Below are 17,755 nucleotides of genomic sequence, written 5' to 3'. Positions count from 1 at the left end.
ACTACCCATGAATCCCCCTGCAGCCGTTGGCTGGCCCTTCAGGATTACCGGCGCTTCACGCCGAGTACATCCTGCAATCGATCGATGGCGATGCGTGATTGCGGCTCGTAGGATCGGTACCGCCTATGCCCTGATCAGTAGTAACAGCACGCGCACCCGCGCCGCAGGTATCTCGGGTTGGATCGGCTATCAGCGGCGTAGGCGGCGGGCCTGGCGCAGTTGAACCGCGCCGAGTACGACGCGCTGAAGGAGTACCTACGGAGGATTTCGCCCGCCCTCGACAGGTCGCGCTCGCATGAGATGGAGCAGTTCGTCTTTGCGCGGGTGCGCCGGACCCGCGTACCAAGGTCCATCGTGGACCAGAAGCTCCGCATATCTCCGGCTTCGCACCTCTCAGCGGCGCAGGCGGCGCGAGCAGGCGCCCTCATGGCCCTCTCGGAGCAGGCACCGCCGGCCGGCTGGCATGCGCAGGTCACAGAAGACCCGGTGCCGGACGAGCTGATGGTCCTCTTCGGAGACGGTGGTCTCCCCCGGGTCGGTCATCGGCAGCACCAGCATCCACCGGCCGATGACCCGGGCCAGGCGTTGCGCGGCAGACAGGTCGGTGGAACGACCGGCAGGTGGATGACGTACCGCTGGCTCATCGGGCCTGGTCCCGCTCGTTGTGGGCGCGGGTCTGATCGGTCTGCCAGCGACGTAGGCCGGCCTTGATCCGGGCGGTCTCGCGGCGGCTCTCGGCGAGAGCGGCGTAGACGGCGGCCATGTCGACGGCGACCCGGTCGAGGAAGGCGTACACGTCGTCGGGGTTCAGACCGCGACGTCCGAACCCGACCGGCGGGAAGCGGCGCTCACGCACCTGCCACGGCAACAGACTGTTGTACGCGCCGGAGCGGTAGGTCGCACCACCGCTCGCCGTCCCTGGTCGCTGGTTTCTGGCGTTCATGTCTGCCTGCCTTCCTGCCCTCCAGGGATCTTCGGAAATGCACGGCGGCCGTTCGGGGGGACCGGCCGGCCGTGCTGTGATCAGCCTGCGACAGTCCGCAGTGGAAACGCAACGTTCTAAACCGCAATTTCGCTGTTGTGCATTGACTTTCTTTGCTGAAACCCGTAGGAGTTGCAGGAGCAGGTCACGCAGTGTTGCGTGTTGGAACCAGGGAGTGTGCGGATGCCTGACGACATCGGATCGACTGTGCCGCGCCGGCAACTCGGCAGGCTGCTGCGGCAGTTCCGCAACGAGGCCGGGGTGACGCTCGACGCCGCCGCCGAAGCCCTCGAATACAGCCGGCAGAAGATCTGGCGCCTCGAATGCGGCCAGGGCTCCGTCCGGGTTCTCGACGTCAAGGCGATGTGCGAGCTGTACGGGGTGTCGCCCGAGATGACCGAGGCGATGCGCGGGCTGGCCGCGGAGACGAAGTCGAAGGGCTGGTGGCACGCGTACGGCGATGCGGTCCCGAACTGGTTCGAGCTCTACGTCGGCCTGGAATCCGCCGCCGCCCACCTCCGCCGTTATGACGAGTCGCTCATCCCTGGACTCATGCAGACCAAGGAGTACGCCCGCGCGCTCTACCGCCTTGGCGGGATGCTGGGCGAGGAGGAACGCGAGCGGGCCGTACAGGTCCGACTTCAACGGCAGGCATTGCTCTCTCGGCGATTGCCAGCAGCTCCCAGGCTTGAGTCCGTGCTGTCTGAGGCGGTCCTCCGCCGTGGCGTTGGCGGCTCACCGGTCATGACCGAACAGCTCGCTCACCTCATCAAGCTGTCCGAGCTACCGAACATCAGCGTCCGGGTGCTGCCACTGGCAGCAGGCCCCCAGCCCGGAGCGGTCGCGGGATCGTTCGTCATCCTCGACTTTCCGACGACCAAGGGTGGCCGCGCCGCGCCGGAGCCGTCCGTCGTCTACAGCGAGTCGTTGACCGGGGCGCTCTACCTCGATAAGCCTGACGAGTTGGCCGCCTACCAACGCGTCTGGCGAGGGCTGGATGCGCTGGCCCTCGGCGAGGCAGAATCGACTGACATGATCAAGCGGATCGCTGGGGAGATGCGGCATGACTGACCTGACCGGCGCCGTCTGGCGCAAGAGCACCCGCAGCGGCGACAACGGCGGCGACTGCGTCGAGGTCGCCACCAACCTGCCCGACGTCGTTGCCGTACGCGACTCCAAGGATCAGGCCGGTCCGGCCCTCACCTTCACCGCCCAGGCATGGGCAGATTTCATTGCGACCGCTGGACGAGGACGACGCCCCAGCTAACTCCGGCCTCACCGCCGCCCACTGGCGAGCCACTGTCGAAGACGACGCCGGACACCTACTCGGCGAGGTGACGACCGTCGGTGTGGAACTTGTCCAACACCACGTACGTTCGGCGCATCGCTTCGCACGTTGCGGGATTTTCTGAGTTGCCGGCCAATGTCATCCTGGACATTGTGTTCCGGCGCGCACGGCCAGTCGGCAGCCGCGAATGATGACCGACCGCATCTGAGATCTGTGCCGCCCGCCAATCGAAACCGAATCAGTCTCGACCGGCCAGCCAGCACGATACCCGGAGTGGAGGTCGTGATGTCCCGGACAGTCCGACTTGGCGTAGCCGGAGCGGCGGCTGCCGCACTGGTCGCCGTCTTGGCACTGGCCGCGAACACGGCCACCACGAGCGCGCATCTCGCAGTCGCCGGGGGCGGCCTGTCACTTGCCACGGCCGCCGTCTTATGGGCCGCGGCGAATGCCCGTCGACGGCCTACGGCGCCCGACGTCCCAGAATCCAGCCCAAGACGACACGCGTTCGTCAGCTACTCCCGCAGCGACATCGGGTACGTCCGACGGCTCGTCGCATTCCTTCGTGAGCTCCACATCGACGTATGGATGGACGACCAGATCCCCAACGGGACCCGATGGGACCAGGTCCTCAAGGAAAGAATTGATACAGCAGCCGTGATTGTCCTGGTCATGTCCCCCTCGGCAGAGGAGTCGGATTGGGTGAACGCTGAGGTTGATCGAGCGCGGGCCCAAGGCAAGCCGCTCTTGCCACTGCTACTCAAGGGCGACGTCACGTTTGGTCTCAGCCGCATCCAGCATGAAGATGTGACGGGCGGACGGCTGCCCAGCACGGACTTCGTACGCCTGCTGCGTGAGCTCACTGACGCCGAGCAACCACCGCGCTCGGTACCGCCACCGGATGGTGCCCCTCGACGGTTGCTCCCGATTCCCAGTGAGAAGTACGTGGATGTCGGCCAGTTCCTGGCCGGACTCGCCGATAGTCGTCACCGCCGGATCGACGTGCTCGTCGGGATCGACGAATCAGGGAAATCAACGCTGCTGCGAAAGCTGGTCATGGACTATCGCGACCAGGGCGATGAAGTTCGTTACCTCGATCTGTCTCTGATCGACTGGCACCAAGCCCTGCTGACGCAGCCGGCAGCATCTGTCGTCTTCATCGACCACCTTGATCGAATCACGGAGGGTGAACGATTTCGGGCCGCTTTCGACATCTTCGACCGGGTGCTACCCGCGCTCTTCTCGGCAGGGCTGTCCCGCCTGATCCTCGCGCTCAGCACGGACTGGCGAGTGGGCTTCACCGAAGTCTACCGACTGCCACCGGAGGTGATGCTCAACAAGGCTATGCCCGACGTGCCGTTTGAGGCTCACTATCTCCGTACATATTCGGACGAGGAACTCACGACACTCTGCGGTGAGCTCGGCCTCGACGCCGACGAATTTCGTGATGTCTCGCTTCGCCGGGCCGGAGTCCTGGCCATGGCCTCCAACACGTCTGAACAGTGGCCGCACGCGACCCCGTCTCGCATCCGTGACATATTGGCGGCGCGGTGGATCGAGGCAGGCAACGGTTCACTTGACCGGGACGCGCGCCGTGCTATGTGGGAGCTGGTGGGAGCACTTACACTGCGGGGCGAACTGTTCGTCCTTGGCCTGGAACAGCTCGCTCACCTGCTAGGCGATCGGTTCGACCGCGCGCACCTGCGCGCCCAGATCGGCGGTCCGTTGCGTTGGGAGGCCGAGCACGTGGAGCCAGACTCGCCGGCGTGGGCCGACCTCGCGGCCGCCCGGGTTTTGCGTAGTGTCATCGGCGAGCGCACCACCACTCCGATCATCACGCCGCTGCGCACTTCCGTCCTCGACACCCTGAGGGATTTATACGATCCGGGCGACCTGACCACCCAAGTCGACCGGAAACTGACCTCCCTCGCCGGCACAGACTTCAGCGCGATGGGATACCTGGGTCCCGTTCTCGCTACGCTGCGTGCACACCTCTCCCCAGATCAGCTGCTCGTCTTCCGCGACCTGTCCTTGCAGGGCCCGGACCATTCCGAGGTACGGACGATCGGACCGCAAGTAGCTGCCGCAGTCGAAGAAGCGCTGTTGCACGCGATGCGGCGCTCGCTGCCCGACCTCGTCCGGATGCTGAATGAAGTTCCAGCCACCGAACGCAGCGCGTACCGGGGCGGGAGTCGCATCTGGCTGACCGCTCGGTCGTGGGCCTCCGGGCTGCCACTGCGGGCCTCGGCTGAGTCGACCCTCGCGGAGCTGTTGCCGCACGACAGCTCGTGGCGCTACGAAGACATCCTCGATATCGCGGTGACCGGAGCGACCACCAAGATGATGGACGGGAATGCGGCAGCGTTACACGCGTGCCTGAGCGCCCGTCATGACCAGGCCGAGCAGTACCTCGCGGACGTCTGGGATGGGGTCAACGACGGCGCGTGGGACCAGATCGACGCCACTACGCGGGCCTATGTCGCCTCACTGGACCTGCCTCCTGCCATGACCGGCAGTCTGACGGCGATCGACTGTCGACTGCAGCGCGCCCACCTGGGTGCTCAGGACGTCCAGGCGTGGCGGCTCATTGACTGCGAGTTGCTACTCGCCGACTTCCGGTCATGTAGGAACGTCGAGCTGGCTGACTTCAGTGGATCCAACTGGTGGTCCGCGATACTTCCACCACCGGCGCGTTACCACCTGTCGCGGTCCTCTGCCGATCCGCGCTTCCTGGCCTGGTGCGCGGCCCCGCCATGGAGTAATCCTTACTACACGAGTCAGTGGCCCACACCCTTCGACTGAAGGGACCACATCCCATGCCCACGCTAGCCAACGAAAAGATCCGCCTGATCGTCACCGCGAAATGCAATCTCGACTGCTTCTACTGCCACAACGAAGGTCAGGCCAAAGAAGAGACCTTCATCTCTCCGGAGCAGGTCGAGGTGATCAGCGGCGCACTCGACGCAGCCTCGCTGCGGGCGTCGGAGGTCACCATCAGCGGCGGCGAGCCATTGCTCCACCCGGACTTGGCCGAGATCATCGGGCTCGCCGACACCTTCGCCGATCACGTCACGATGGTGTCCAACGGTGTCCTGGCACGCCCGGCGCAACTTGAGATCCTCGCTCACAGAGGCCTCCGGAAGCTGCGCCTCGGCATAGATTCCCTCGACGACACAAAGCCGCGGCCGTCGCCCGGCAGGCTGGCGGCACCATTCCGGATTCAGGATCTGGTGGCTTCGGCGCGGGCGCTCGGACTTCTTGTCGACCTGAACACCGTAGTGACCCGGTATAACCGGAATCAACTCGGTGACCTGACGCGCTTTGCAGTCACAAACGGGATGTCGATCAAGTTTTTCGAGCATGTCGAGGTCGACGAGTACGGCACGGTGAACAGCGTCGGCGAAATGCTGCCGCGCCCGCAGGTGCCGGTGGAGCACGTGGAGCGGCAGATCAACCAGGCTCTGGGGACTACTGTCGAGCTGGTCGCGACACCCGAGTTCGGGGAGTCCAACCTCGCGTGCTGGGTAGACGGCGTCGAGATCCGTTACTGTCGTTACCTCTGCGCGTTCGGCCTCTGCTGGCTGACCGGCACCCGTATAGATCCGCAGGGGTTTGTCTACAACTGCATGGTCAATCGAGGGCTGGACCGGCTAGGGGACCCCGCACCATCGACTGTCCTCGGCGTCCTGGACCGGGCCTCTGCCCGACCGTGCAAGGCCAGGATCCGGAGCGGCTCGTGATTCTTGCTGTTGAGGGTCTGGACGGCGTTGGTAAGACCACTGTGTGCCGCCTTCTCGCCGCGCGACTCGATGCGCCGTACATCGGCCTGCCACCTCCCGAACTGCTACTGAAAACAACAACTCTGTTCCGTCGTCACGACTCGCTCGCACGGTATCTCTACTACCTGAGCGCGATCGCCGCGACGGATGCCGCGGCCCAGCCGGATGTGCTCGTGATCGCCGACCGGTATGTCGCGTCGGCCCATGCGCTACACCTTCACGTGGCCGGGGAGGCCGCCCAGATCCTGCGCAATCTGCCACTTCCGGCCCCGACGCTCACGTTCTACCTCACCGCCGACGAGCAGAGCAGACGTGCCCGCCTCAGCAGTCGATCCGTGCCCCTCGACCCCTTCGAACAGGCGCTCAACGAGAGCGAGTCTTTTCGAACGGCCGTCGCGCAGCGGCTGCAGTCCGGCCCGAACACTCACGTGATCGACACGACCGGGCAGACAGCCGACGATGTGGCGGATGCCGTTGTCAAGATCTGGGACAGGGCGGTTCACTGTGGCCGGGATGCCAGCACAGAACACTAACCAGGAGTTCTACTGCGGCGTGCAGTGCATCGTGCTGCAACGCCCGCAGCATGCGGCCGCCGCGCGGGTCCTTCTCGGCCTGCGGTACCGCACGGCAGGCGAAGGGCAGTGGGCCCTGCCCGGCGGGCATGTCGAATGGAACGAGTCCCCGGTCGAGACGGCGCGGCGGGAGCTTCTTGAGGAGACTGGCCTGCTCGGGCAGGCCGCAGTCATCGGGCCGACATTTTTCACCTATGGCACAGAAATTCCCTATGCCCACGTGCCTGTGCTGTTCGAGTCGACGCTCGGCACGCATCGGGTCGTACCTGAGGAGCGTTTCTCGGCACTCGACTACTTTTCGATCGATGCGCTGCCGAGGCCGCTGTTCGAACCGTCCAGACTCGCCCTCAGCGGAATCGCGACGACACCCTTCAACGCGCACTTCGGGGGGAGCACCGGCGCCTCCGTCCTGAAGGTCGACATGGCACTGCTCGACCCGGACCATCACCACAATCGCGCCTACACCGCGCTGCTGCTCTGTGACCAAGCTCGAAGCACCGTCGCTTCGACATGGAGTGACCGGCAGCGGCTGGCTCGCCCGTCACAGCGCTTAAGCTATCCGACCGTTGACGAGGGCATCAAGAAGTTCCAGCAGCTCATCCGGCGGAAGCTGCGGCAGAACTACTACGTCACCGGCGTTGGCGGCGACCTGCCGGTCGAATGGATACTGGGCCTGTTGTCCAATGGCGACGACCTTCAGATCGTCAGCAAGGCACTGCTGCGACGCCTCGTCAAGGACGACGAATTCCGGCGACTCTTCATGCAGGACGCGCACCTCTACACGCCGGGCATCGGAGAGCCCCTCGACACGCACGGCGCCAAGCAAGAGGTCTTGTTCGAGCTGTGATCCGGGCGACCGATCACCACCGCGACCTCGTAACGATCAGGTCTGGCCCAGATTTCGGCCCACGTCAGGGGGCACAATATATCTCGCAGACCGGGCTGCAGGAATTGCGGATCGATGACCGAGTTCAGTCGACCCTGTCCACAATAGCGGGCCGAAATTTGTCCGACATACGACCACGACAATTCGGGCCGGATAGACGACAGCGCGCCTCTTCGCTCACCGGGCTAACCTTTTCCCGTCCGCCCAATTAGGCAGCGAGCCCGGAGGTGCATGTCATGTTCATCGTGGCGACCCAGGACCCGAACACCCGCCGTCAATCCGAGGGAGCCGAGTCGGGGGCGGCCGTGTGGGGCGCCCTCCTGCCCATCGACGCCGGGCTCACGCAGGCCCAGGCCGATCGGCAGTTGGCCACCTACCTGGCCGGGGTGCAGGCAGGTGAGCCACTGTGCATCCGCGCGCACGGCAACGACGAGGAGATCGGTGACGCCGAGGCGGGCGCGAAGGACTGGGGTTGGACCTACAAGAAGCTGGCCCGGATGCTGGCCACCCACTTGGCTGCCACACCGAGCGTGGTCCTGATCCGCTCGTGCGCCGAGAAGGTCACCAACTTTCCCACGCAGATGGCGGTCCGCCTGGAGTCGAACTGGCCGGGCGCGAACCACCTCGACGGAGTCGCCATCTACGGCTACAACCTGTCCGTCAACATCAGCACGCCGGTCCCCTCGCCGCAGCAGCTGACAAAGAACGTTCAGGTGCAACCGGTCGTCGTCTCGTTGTGACCGGCGACCGCACCGCGCAATTCGCCCCGCACGCCGCTCTCTCGTAGAATTTGGTTATCCACGCGGCAAGCCGGCGCATTCGTACGGGCTCTGGCCTACGCGATGCGCCGACGTACCGAGCCTCGGCGTCAACTCGTCTGCCTGTGCTCACGCAATGACCCTGGGCATGCTGGTCGCGTGCGGCCTGACCCGAACCCGCCACGAACTCTAAAGCTCACCCAAACCATTCCACCCCCGACAGTACGCCGGCAGACAGCGCGTGGGAATTGCGCGCTGATGGCTCATGTCGGGGGTGTCTTGTATGGTCAGAGGCCTAGTGATCGCGCGTGTCAGCGCCTATAGAAATCGATTCTTGAAGGCAACGATCACTCGTTTCACCGATGGTGTCCTGATGTAACAAAATGCAACACGGAGAGGGCGGGAGCCGATGGCCGACGACATGGGATCGACAGTGCCGCGACGGCAGCTCGGGCGAGCGCTGCGCGACCTACGCACCGAGGCGCGGATGACGCTGGACGGCGCGTCCGAGGCGATGCAGTTCAGCCGGCAGAAGCTGTGGCGCATCGAGACCGGCCTCGGCCCGGTCCGCTCGGTGGACGCCAAGGCCCTGTGCGACCTGTACGGGGCGACGCCCGACCTGACCGGCGCCCTCGCCGCCCTGGCCGCCGAGACCAAAGCCAAAGGCTGGTGGCACTCGTACGGCGACGCCGTCCCCGACTGGTTCGAGCTCTACGTCGGCCTGGAATCCGCCGCATCCTTCATCCGCCGCTTCGATGAAGCACTCATCCCCGGACTGCTCCAAACGCGCGACTACGCCATGGCGATCTACCAGCACCGCCACGAGGTGACGGAAGAGGAACGCCAGCGTTTGGTTGAAGCACGACTGCAGCGGCAGACCCTCCTCCATCGGCGACTGCCTCGGGCGCCCAAACTCGAAGTGATCCTGGCCGAGGCAGCACTGCTCCGCAGGGTTGGCGATGCGGCAACCATGGCCGACCAGCTTCGTCGCCTACTGGAGGTCGGGCAGATTCCTAATGTCTCGGTCCGAGTCCTTCCGCTGACTGCCGGAATACACCGAGGCGCTGAGGCGGGCACCTTCGTCATCCTCGACTTCCCACCCGGCAACCGGACCACCCCCGAACCGCCGGTCGTCTACTGCGAGTCGTGGACGGGAGCGCTGTACCTCGACCGAGCCGAAGAGTACGCAGCCTATGAGCAGGTGTGGGCGAGCCTCGATGACTTGACCCTCGATGAGGCACAATCGAGCCAGCTCATCAATAAGATCATCGGAGAGGTCCACCATGGCTGATTTGATTGACGCCCAGTGGCGCAAGAGCACCCGCAGCGGCAGCAACGGCGGCGATTGCGTGGAGGTTGCCGACAACCTGCGCGGCTTCGTCGCCGTACGCGACAGCAAGGACCCGGCCGGGCCCGCCCTGACCTTCTCCCCCGCCGCCTGGACCAGCTTCGTCCGCTCCACCAGATCCGAGCACTGAGTCCTACACCAGATGGGAGCGCGCCCTGCATGCCTGCCGGACGCGCCCCCGTCGCCCAACTGGCCCGGCCGTCGCGGTCTTCGCTAGAGGTCGGGTCCGCGCCGGATCTGGGCGATCCGCCTGTCCAGGGTCCTGACGTGAGCGGAGCCCGGCCCGTACTCCGCGACGAGAGCCGGCCGAAGCGCCTCGAGATGTCGAAGACCCTCGCTGGTGCGGCCGACGGCGGGCAGCATCATGCCGAGGCGGTAGGTGGCGTCCCGGTGCAGGGGGTCGTACGGCTCGGCGAGGGCGAGGAACTCGGTGAGCTGCTTGACGGCCTCGTCGATGTTGCCGATCTCGGCGTGACTGACGCCCGAGTAGTAGTAGAGAACGGTCAGCTCGTCCCCACCGTTGACCTTCGGGAGAATTTCGTCGAGGACGGCCGCCACCCGACTGAACTCGTCGGCGAACCACAGCGTCGATGCCAGAGCCACCTGCATCTCCAGCTTCAGCGCCGGCTCGGCGGCCGCCCGCCCCACCGCCTCGTCGAGCAGATCGATGGCCTGCTGGAACTGCGAATCCTGGACCAGGTCGCCAACCTGCTGCTGGATCTCGATCGCCTCGTCGACGCTCAGCGGCGCCGAGGTCGTCGATGTCGGCTTCGGAACGGGGGCGGCTCCCCGCTGACGCGGCGCGGGTGCGAGTGGGCGGAGGAAGGGACGGCGCGGGTCACGGTTGCCGCCGGGTCCAGCGGGACCGGGCTGGGCGGCGATCGGAAGCAACGTCTCGTAGACGTCCTCTGCCGAGGGGCGGTCAGCGGGCCGCTTCGCCAGCATTCGTGCGACCAGGTTGTCGAGGTCGGAGGGCACCTCGGCGCGCAGCGCCCGCGCCGTCGGCGCCGGGGTGTTGACGTGGTGATCCTGGTAGGAGCGGCTGGTTGTCTCCAGGAACGGCACCCGGCCGGTGAGGGCCTCGTACAGGACACACCCCAACGCGTAGACGTCGCTCGCCGGCCCGACCGGGTTGCCCAGGGCCTGTTCTGGCGGCATGTAGGGCGGGCTGCCGACGGTCAGGCCGACCTGGGTCAGTCTTGGGAGGGCACTCGCGCCGCGCAGGATGGCCACCCCGAAGTCGAGGACCTTGACCACTCCCCCGTCGCTGACCATGAGGTTCGTGGGCTTGATGTCGCGGTGGACGACGTCGACCCGGTGGACGTCGACGAGGGTGGCCGCCACCTGGGCGGTGATGGCGACCGCCCAGGTGATCGGCCACGGGTCGGCGGCGTGGGTCCGGGAGGCGATGAGCTCTGCGAGCGTCTGCCCGTACACCAGCTGCATCACCAGGTAGATGCGGCCGGTCGACTCCTCGACCCCGAAGTCGTACACCGCGGGGATGCCGGGGAGTTCGAGGCGGGCGGTCGTGCGGATCTCCCGCAGGAACCGCTCCCGGTCTGCCGCCACCGCCTCGTTGAACGCCGCGTTCTCCGCGCTGCCGAACGTCATCGCCGGGCCGGGCGTGTTCCGCATCAGCTTGATCGCCACGCGGCGGTCCAGGTGCCGGTCGTAGCCGCTCCAGACGGCACCCATGCCGCCGCTACCGATCGGTGCGTCGACGCGGTACCGGTCCGCGAAGACCCACTCCTCAGCCGGTATCACGTCGCTCACCGCGCCCGTTCCCCCGAATCGTCACTCGCCGCTGGTCGCTGTCGCACGCTGCTCGTTCGCCCCGGAGACCTGACTGCGGAGCTTGCGCAACGCTTCGGCGCGAGACGGGCTCAGGATCAGCCCGTACGCCCGACGCCGGGCCTCCGCCTTGACGGCAGCCTGGAACTCCGGGTTGTCGAAGTACCGCCCGACGAACGTGGTGTTGCGATCATGGTTGCGGGCCACGATGTTGTCCAGCTCTGGGTCGGCCACCTGACCGAACCGTTCGATGTCGTTGTTGAGCGCGACCTGTTGCATCTTCTCGTCCTCAGCCAGTGAGATGATCTGCTGCACGAGCAGGATCTGATCGGACGAGCTGAGGTCGTAGCCGAAGCGTTCGTTGAGCTCCTCGATAACCTCGCTGAGCGGCTTCTCCTCGATCTGGCGGGCGGCGCCGCCGTCGGGCGAGAAGCCGGGGATGAGGTGCGCGCCGGACGGTTGCAGCGAGAGGTCCTCCTCGGCGCGCTTGCGGATGCGCAGGTGGCTCAGCGTGGCCGGACCGATGTCGACGCCCGCACCCGGCTCGGAGGGTAGCCGTCGGAGCAGGAAACGGCTGTAGAGGTAGAGCCGTTCCAGATCCTCGTCGCCGTACCCGACGACCTGGGCCAGGAAGCCGTACGCCCGGACGTAGTCGCTCACCGACGAGCGGAACTCCTCGGCGCGGTCCCGGTCGTCCTTGGCCAGGTGGTTGAACCGGTCGACCGCCGGCTCAAGGAACCGGTAGAGCGCGGCGTGCGCCTTCTCCAGTTGCCCGGCGGTCATCGAGGGTTGATCGGCGGCGAGCAGGGCTCGGGCGAAGGCGTCCATCTCCGAATCGACCAGGAGTTGAAAGTCCATCACCTCGCGCTGCTTGTCGTAGAGCAGGTTCGGGTCGGTCGGTTCGGTGATGGTGGTCTCGAAGTACGGCTTGAACCACTTCTGAATGTCTTCGGCCTTGTTGGCGAAGTCGAGCACGAAGACGTCGTCCTGCGTCTTGTCCGGGTGGATGCGGTTCAGGCGGGAGAGGGTCTGGACGGCTGCCACGCTGGCGAGCGGCTTGTCGACGTACATCGCCGCGAGCAGCGGCTGGTCGAAGCCCGTCTGGTATTTCTCGGCGACGACCAGGATGCGGTATTCGGTCTGGTTGCGGGCCGTGGCCTGAGGATCGCCGACCTTCGTGTACGCGAAAGCGTCCGGCAGAGCCGCCTCGGAGAACCCGTTGAGCTTCGACTCGGAGTAGTCGATGCCGTCGAGGGTGAGCGTGCCGGAGAACGCCACGATCGGCGCGCAGTCGGTGACACCACGCTTGTCGAGGTACTTGCGCATTGCCTGGTAGAGCCGCAGCGCGTGCTCACGGGAGCGGGTCACCACCATCGCCTTGGCCCGCTCGCCGATGCGCTCGCTGACCTCGGTGCGGAAGTGATCGATGATGATCTGCGCCCGTTGGTCCTGCGACTCGGGGTGCAGCTCGGCCGCCCGTACCAGCTTGGCCTTTGCCTTCTTCGGGTCGACCTCGGGGTCGGCGGCCTCCACGGCCTCGACCGCCGCGCTGGCCAGCCGCCACCGCGCCTCGTAGGTGATGTAGTTGCGCAGCACGTCGAGGATGAAGCCCTCCTCGATGGCCTGGCGCATCGAGTAGACGTGGAACGGCTCCATCTGGCCGGTCCCGGGGTTGCGGGTGCCGAACAGTTCGAGTGTCTTCTGTTTCGGCGTGGCGGTGAAGGCGAAGTAGGACAGGTTGGCGTGCCTGCCCCTGGCCAGGGCGGAGGCGGTCAGCAGGTCGCCGTCGGCGTCGATGTCGTCCGAGCCGAGCCGACCGAGCGCCTTCTTCAACGCGTTCGCCGACTCCCCCGACTGCGACGAGTGCGCCTCGTCGATGATGACCGCGTACCGGCGCTGGCCCAGCTTGGCGACCTTGTCCAGCACGAACGGGAACTTCTGCAACGTCGTGATGATGACGCGGGCGGCCGAGCCGGTAAGGGCGTCCGCGAGCTGCTGGGAGTCCTCGTCGATCTTCTTGACCACACCGGCCACGTGGTCGAACTGGTAGATCGTGTCCTGCAACTGCCGGTCCAGCACGACCCGGTCGGTGATGACGATGGCCTTCTCGAAGACCGGTTGGTTGTCCGCGTCGTGCAGGTTGGACAGTCGGTGCGCCAGCCAGGCGATGGTGTTCGACTTGCCCGAACCTGCCGAGTGCTCGATCAGGTAGTTGTGACCCGGCCCGTGATCCGAGGCGTGGTCGACCATCCGCCGCACCGCGTGCCACTGGTGGTAGCGCGGGAAGATCAACGGGCTGACGTGGGGGGTCGCCTTGCCCTTCCTCGGCACCTCGACATGCACGAACCGTTGCAGCAGTTCGAGGAAGTTGTCCCGCTGCCACACCTGCCGCCAGAGGTAGGAGGTCTGGTAGCCGTCGGCCGGCGCGGGCGGGTTCCCGGCACCACCGGACACCCCAGGCCCGTTCGAGCCGACGTTGAAGGGCAGGAACCGGGTCTGTTCCCCGGCGAGCCGCGTCGTCAGGAAGACCAGGTGCGGGTCAACGGCGAAATGCACGAGGGTACGCCGTGCGAAAATCAGCTCCTTCGCGTCGCGATTCTTGCGGTACTGGAGCTTCGCGTCCTCGACGTCCTGCCCGGTCAGCGTGTTCTTCAGCTCCGCCGTGGCGATCGGAATGCCGTTGACGAACAGGCCCAGGTCCAGCTCGTCGGCTGTTTTCGCCGAGTAGCGCAACTGCCGGACCACGGTGAGCCGGTTCGCCTGGTACTCGTCCAGCGCGCCGACGGCGAGAGTGTGGCCGGGCCGGAAGTAGCAGAGCAGGATGGTGACGCCCCGGTCCTTGACCCCGTTGCGGAGCACGTCGAGCGCGCCCCGCTTGTCGATCTCGACCGCGACGCGCTTCGCGAACTCCCGCTGGGCGGTGGCCAGGTCGCCGTAGGCGGTGATAAGCCGGTCGAACTCCTTCTTCTGGGTCGCCCCGATGAAGGTGTCAAGCTCGCCGGTGTCAAGACCGAGGTCGGGGCGGTAGCCGTTGGACAGCCCCCGGTGCCAGCCGGCGGCGAGAAGTTCAGCCTCGATCGTCGCCTCGAACGCCTGCTCCTTGTAGACGTGTGTGCTCACGACAGGTCCGCTCCCCTCCCGGTCGTCACGTCGAACTGCCCGGTGACCGCGGCCGTGATCAACGCCTGCCGCCGCTCAGCCAAAACCTCGATTTGTGTTTTGGCCACCTCTTTCAAATTATCGATGGCGCCCAATTCGGCTGCAATTCGGTGGGCGACGCTTTCCTGTTCACAAAGAGAAGCAGTAGGGACATTCAAACTGGCAATCAGACCGAGCGGCAAACCCGGCTGAGCCACAGTTGACACTGCCGCCCTAATTTGCTCCTGAACACTCGCGCTTGCGAGGGCAAACGCGAGCCAGGCTGAAGTCATCAACTCCGGCTGCGGCCGCAAGATTGCGACATTGCGATCCAACACCACTCGCGGAAAGCCGCGGGGCACTTCGGCAACCGCACCGATTGTGCCCTTGACCGACATCAGCACATCACCCTCCGTAACCCTAAAGGACCGCTCCATCGTCACGGCATCCTCGTCCGATACATGAGTGTCCAGGGCGGTGAGCCGGAGTTTGCCCGTCGACAGGTTCCGCGCAGTGAGGAGGGGCACGCCGGCATCGACACGAGGAGGAGGCTGATGGGAGCCGTCCCGCAGTAATGCAAGCGCCCGGATCAACTTCTGGGTTGTATTTGTTGCCTCAGAGAGATGAAGCTCGACAATGCTACGAGAACGCTCATCGAGCAGCCCCACCTGCACCCGGCGCACCGCCGCGACGGCGTCGATACGGCCGGTCTCGACGTCGAGGAAGTCGGCGATCCGTCGCTGCTCATCGAGAGGCGGGAGCGGAATCCGCAGAGCTTCGAGGTCAGGCATATAGATAGTAAGATGAGTGGAGCCGTAGGCCAGCCTCTTCCACTCCTCGACCATCGCCCGAAAGACGAGGAGGAGGTATCGGGCGTCTAGCTCTGGACCAGGCTTCCAGGTGACAAACGCCTGCGTCGTCGCCATTGGCTTACCGATACGGACGCTATATCCCACCGACGCGGTGCGGCTCAGCATCACCGTGTCAGCAGGGTGCAGCACGGCAGCACTGTTGGCGAGACCTAGTTCACTGATATGTTGTTCAGTTTCCATAAGCGGAGCCAAGCCATCAGCCCGCTTAGTCACATCGGGGGTCGTGACCCATGGAATTGCGCAGTTCTCCCAGTATTGGGGCTTATTCCGGTCGGGCGTATGGCCCGTGCCAATTTGGGCCACGTATCGCAATGGAACAACCTTCCAGTACACTGGGATACTGGATGTCCAACCAAGGTCAACGCCTCGCGTGAGAATCATCCCGTCACCTCGGAAAGCAACGCCTGGATCTGGGCCTCAAGGTCGCGGAGTTCGGCGTCGATCTCAGTGAGCGGCCTCAGCGGCTTGTAGACGTAGAAGTGGCGGGTGAACGGGATCTCGTACCCGATCTTGGTTTTGCTCTCGTCGATCCACGCTTCCGGGACGTGCGGGCGGACCTCGCGGTCGAAGTACTCGTGGATGTCCTCGGCGAGCGGCACGTTCTCGAAGTCGCGCAGGTCCGCGTCCGGGATGACCTCGCCCTTGACCTTCTGCACTTCCCCATCCGGGTCACTGATGGAGACGCTGTCCATGATGGCCTTCGCGGGAGCACCGGTCGGCCACAGCGCACCGCCGGCGACCGCGGCCGCCAGGAGTGCGTCCTTGGCTTCGGCCTTCGTCCGCCACACCGTGCCGAGCAGCGGCTTGAACGCGCCGATCAACTCGTCGCGGTGCGCGTACCGGGAAAGGGGTTTGCTCTCCGCGAGCGCGGCGAGCGTCTCCTCGGTGATCTCGAAGCGGAGCTTGAGCGGCCGTTCCACGGTGATCCGCTGGTAGCCGAAGTCCGTGGTGTGGAAGACCTTGACCTTGCCGTGGTTCGGGTGCGACTCGTCCGCCGCGATGGTGAGGGCCTGGCCGTAGAGCCGGGTGATGTGGGTGACCTGGTCCTCTGAGATCATCTTGCGTTTGTCACCGAGGCTCTTGCGCATCTTGACCCACTGGTCCCGGGCGTCGAGCAGGATCACCTTGCGCTTGAGGGCCTCCGCCTTCCGGTTGGACAGGATCCAGAAGTACGTGGAGATGCCGGTGTTGTAGAAGAGCTGGTCGGGCAGGCCGACGATGCCCTCAAGAAGGTCGTTCTCCAGGATCCAGCGGCGGATGTTCGACTCGCCGGACTCGGCCGCGCCCGTGAAGAGCGGCGAGCCGTTGAAGACGATGGCGATGCGGGACCCGCCCTTCTCCGGCGGCTCCATCTTGGAGATCATGTGCTGCAGGAAGAGGAACGAGCCGTCGTTGATGCGCGGCAGGCCGGCACCGAACCGGCCGGCGTGCCCGAGCGTGGCCTCGGCGTCGACCTCGTCCTTGACCTTCTTCCACTCCACCCCGAAGGGCGGGTTGGCCAAGAGGTAGTCGAACCGTTGGCCCTCGTGGCCGTCGTCGCTGAACGAGTTGCCCAGGTGGATGTTCGACGGATCCTGGCCCTTGAGCATCATGTCCGAGCGGCAGATGGCGTACGACTCAGCGTTCAGCTCCTGACCGAAGAGGCGCACCGTCGCGCTCGGGTTGAGCGATGAGATGATCTCCTCCGCCGCCGAGAGCATTCCGCCGGTGCCGCAGGCCGGGTCCAGCACGTTGATCACCGGGGCTCCGGTGAGGTGCTCGTTGTCCGGGCCGATGAGCAGGTTCACCATCAGCTTGATGACCTCGCGTGGCGTGAAGTGCTCACCGGCGGTCTCGTTCGAGATTTCGGAGAAGCGCCGGATCAGCTCCTCGAAGACGTAACCCATCTGGTGGTTGTCGACCCGCTCCGGGCTGAGGTCGATGTCCCGGAACTTCTGCACCACCGGATAGAGCAGCTTGGCCGACTGCAGGCGGGCGATCTGCGTATGGAAGTCGTACTTGTCGATGATCTCGCGGGCGTTCGGCGAGAAGCCGTTGATGTAGTCGGTGAGGTTCTTCGCCACGTCCGGGGCGGACGCGCCGATGGTGTCGAAGCTCTGCTTGGACGTGTTGTAGAACGGCAGGCTGGCCGCGAGCCGGAGCAACTGGTCCTTGTTGGTGAGCGTCAGTGAGGCGTCGCGGTCCCACACCGCCTTGCGGGTCGGCGCCATGACACAGTCCAGGCGGCGCAGCACGGTCAACGGAAGGATCGCCTTGCCGTACTCCGACTGCTTGTAGTCACCGCGCAGCAGGTCGGCGACTGACCAGATGAAACCGGCCAGGCTCTGGTGGGTACTCACGTCAA

At 65.5% G+C, this 17,755-nt stretch carries 14 protein-coding genes and 1 pseudogene; 9 read left to right on the top strand and 6 right to left on the bottom strand.

Features of this window, described 5'->3' with window-relative positions:
* Nucleotides 1-393 precede the first annotated feature (393 nt).
* Nucleotides 394-644: pseudogene (locus ABZU43_RS11895) on the bottom strand (hypothetical protein).
* Nucleotides 641-943 (bottom strand): DivIVA domain-containing protein, encoded by a 303-nt coding sequence (locus tag ABZU43_RS11890; RefSeq protein ID WP_355006506.1) that lies wholly within the window; start codon nt 941-943, stop codon nt 641-643. The pseudogene ABZU43_RS11895 and the gene ABZU43_RS11890 overlap by 4 nt, the downstream one beginning before the upstream one ends.
* Before the next feature lie 222 nt (nt 944-1,165).
* On the opposite strand from ABZU43_RS11890, the gene ABZU43_RS11885 reads away from it, so the two are divergent.
* The 9 genes from ABZU43_RS11885 (at nt 1,166) to ABZU43_RS11845 (ending at nt 9,740) form a co-directional block, all read left to right on the top strand.
* Entirely contained in the window at nt 1,166-2,053 is an 888-nt protein-coding gene (locus tag ABZU43_RS11885; RefSeq protein WP_355006505.1) for a helix-turn-helix transcriptional regulator, read from the top strand.
* Nucleotides 2,046-2,249, top strand: a complete 204-nt coding sequence (locus ABZU43_RS11880) for a DUF397 domain-containing protein (RefSeq protein WP_355006504.1) — start codon at nt 2,046-2,048, stop codon at nt 2,247-2,249. Before ABZU43_RS11885 ends, ABZU43_RS11880 begins: the two co-directional genes overlap by 8 nt.
* Before the next feature lie 156 nt (nt 2,250-2,405).
* Complete coding sequence (locus ABZU43_RS11875) at nt 2,406-5,069, top strand: TIR domain-containing protein (RefSeq protein WP_355006503.1); 2,664 nt, start codon at nt 2,406-2,408, stop codon at nt 5,067-5,069.
* Nucleotides 5,070-5,083: 14 nt separating this feature from the next.
* Nucleotides 5,084-6,007, top strand: coding sequence for a radical SAM protein (locus ABZU43_RS11870; RefSeq protein WP_355006502.1), 924 nt, complete (start codon nt 5,084-5,086; stop codon nt 6,005-6,007).
* Nucleotides 6,004-6,579, top strand: coding sequence for a hypothetical protein (locus ABZU43_RS11865; protein ID WP_355006501.1), 576 nt, complete (start codon nt 6,004-6,006; stop codon nt 6,577-6,579). Before ABZU43_RS11870 ends, ABZU43_RS11865 begins: the two co-directional genes overlap by 4 nt.
* Nucleotides 6,506-7,465, top strand: a complete 960-nt coding sequence (locus ABZU43_RS11860) for an NUDIX domain-containing protein (RefSeq protein WP_355006500.1) — start codon at nt 6,506-6,508, stop codon at nt 7,463-7,465. Before ABZU43_RS11865 ends, ABZU43_RS11860 begins: the two co-directional genes overlap by 74 nt.
* A gap of 275 nt (nt 7,466-7,740) precedes the next feature.
* Nucleotides 7,741-8,244: a hypothetical protein gene (locus ABZU43_RS11855; RefSeq protein WP_355006499.1), complete on the top strand. Its 504-nt coding sequence runs from the start codon at nt 7,741-7,743 to the stop codon at nt 8,242-8,244.
* Between the two features lie 427 nt (nt 8,245-8,671).
* Nucleotides 8,672-9,553 (top strand): helix-turn-helix transcriptional regulator, encoded by an 882-nt coding sequence (locus ABZU43_RS11850; protein WP_355006498.1) that lies wholly within the window; start codon nt 8,672-8,674, stop codon nt 9,551-9,553.
* Entirely contained in the window at nt 9,546-9,740 is a 195-nt protein-coding gene (locus ABZU43_RS11845) for a DUF397 domain-containing protein (RefSeq protein ID WP_355006497.1), read from the top strand. Before ABZU43_RS11850 ends, ABZU43_RS11845 begins: the two co-directional genes overlap by 8 nt.
* Before the next feature lie 83 nt (nt 9,741-9,823).
* On the opposite strand, the gene ABZU43_RS11840 is transcribed toward ABZU43_RS11845, so the two are convergent.
* From ABZU43_RS11840 to ABZU43_RS11825, 4 genes are read right to left on the bottom strand one after another with little or no spacing between them, the layout of a single operon-like run.
* Nucleotides 9,824-11,383, bottom strand: a complete 1,560-nt coding sequence (locus ABZU43_RS11840) for a serine/threonine-protein kinase (RefSeq protein WP_355006496.1) — start codon at nt 11,381-11,383, stop codon at nt 9,824-9,826.
* 21 nt (nt 11,384-11,404) lie between these two features.
* On the bottom strand, nt 11,405-14,521 hold the full coding sequence (locus ABZU43_RS11835) for a DEAD/DEAH box helicase family protein (RefSeq protein WP_355006495.1): 3,117 nt from the start codon (nt 14,519-14,521) through the stop codon (nt 11,405-11,407).
* Entirely contained in the window at nt 14,518-15,792 is a 1,275-nt protein-coding gene (locus ABZU43_RS11830; RefSeq protein ID WP_355006494.1) for a restriction endonuclease subunit S, read from the bottom strand. Before ABZU43_RS11830 ends, ABZU43_RS11835 begins: the two co-directional genes overlap by 4 nt.
* Complete coding sequence (locus ABZU43_RS11825) at nt 15,789-17,750, bottom strand: class I SAM-dependent DNA methyltransferase (protein WP_355006493.1); 1,962 nt, start codon at nt 17,748-17,750, stop codon at nt 15,789-15,791. The genes ABZU43_RS11830 and ABZU43_RS11825 overlap by 4 nt, the downstream gene beginning before the upstream one ends.
* Nucleotides 17,751-17,755: the final 5 nt, after the last annotated feature.

It is taken from the genome of Micromonospora sp. NPDC005205 (assembly GCF_040608275.1).
Classification (GTDB): domain Bacteria; phylum Actinomycetota; class Actinomycetes; order Mycobacteriales; family Micromonosporaceae; genus Micromonospora.
Note: the sequence above shows the minus strand (reverse complement) of the source record. Positions and strands in the feature narration are given on the sequence as shown.

Excerpts from the sequence above, each read along its gene's own strand:
- ABZU43_RS11880 (WP_355006504.1), top strand. The coding sequence starts at position 2,046 with ATGACTGACCTGACCGGCGCCGTCTGGCGCAAGAGCACCCGCAGCGGC.
- ABZU43_RS11830 (WP_355006494.1), bottom strand. The coding sequence starts at position 15,792 with ATGATTCTCACGCGAGGCGTTGACCTTGGTTGGACATCCAGTATCCCA.
- ABZU43_RS11885 (WP_355006505.1), top strand. The coding sequence starts at position 1,166 with ATGCCTGACGACATCGGATCGACTGTGCCGCGCCGGCAACTCGGCAGG.
- ABZU43_RS11875 (WP_355006503.1), top strand. The coding sequence starts at position 2,406 with ATGTCATCCTGGACATTGTGTTCCGGCGCGCACGGCCAGTCGGCAGCC.
- ABZU43_RS11870 (WP_355006502.1), top strand. The coding sequence starts at position 5,084 with ATGCCCACGCTAGCCAACGAAAAGATCCGCCTGATCGTCACCGCGAAA.
- ABZU43_RS11855 (WP_355006499.1), top strand. The coding sequence starts at position 7,741 with ATGTTCATCGTGGCGACCCAGGACCCGAACACCCGCCGTCAATCCGAG.
- ABZU43_RS11890 (WP_355006506.1), bottom strand. The coding sequence starts at position 943 with ATGAACGCCAGAAACCAGCGACCAGGGACGGCGAGCGGTGGTGCGACC.
- ABZU43_RS11845 (WP_355006497.1), top strand. The coding sequence starts at position 9,546 with ATGGCTGATTTGATTGACGCCCAGTGGCGCAAGAGCACCCGCAGCGGC.
- ABZU43_RS11860 (WP_355006500.1), top strand. The coding sequence starts at position 6,506 with ATGTGGCGGATGCCGTTGTCAAGATCTGGGACAGGGCGGTTCACTGTG.
- ABZU43_RS11850 (WP_355006498.1), top strand. The coding sequence starts at position 8,672 with ATGGCCGACGACATGGGATCGACAGTGCCGCGACGGCAGCTCGGGCGA.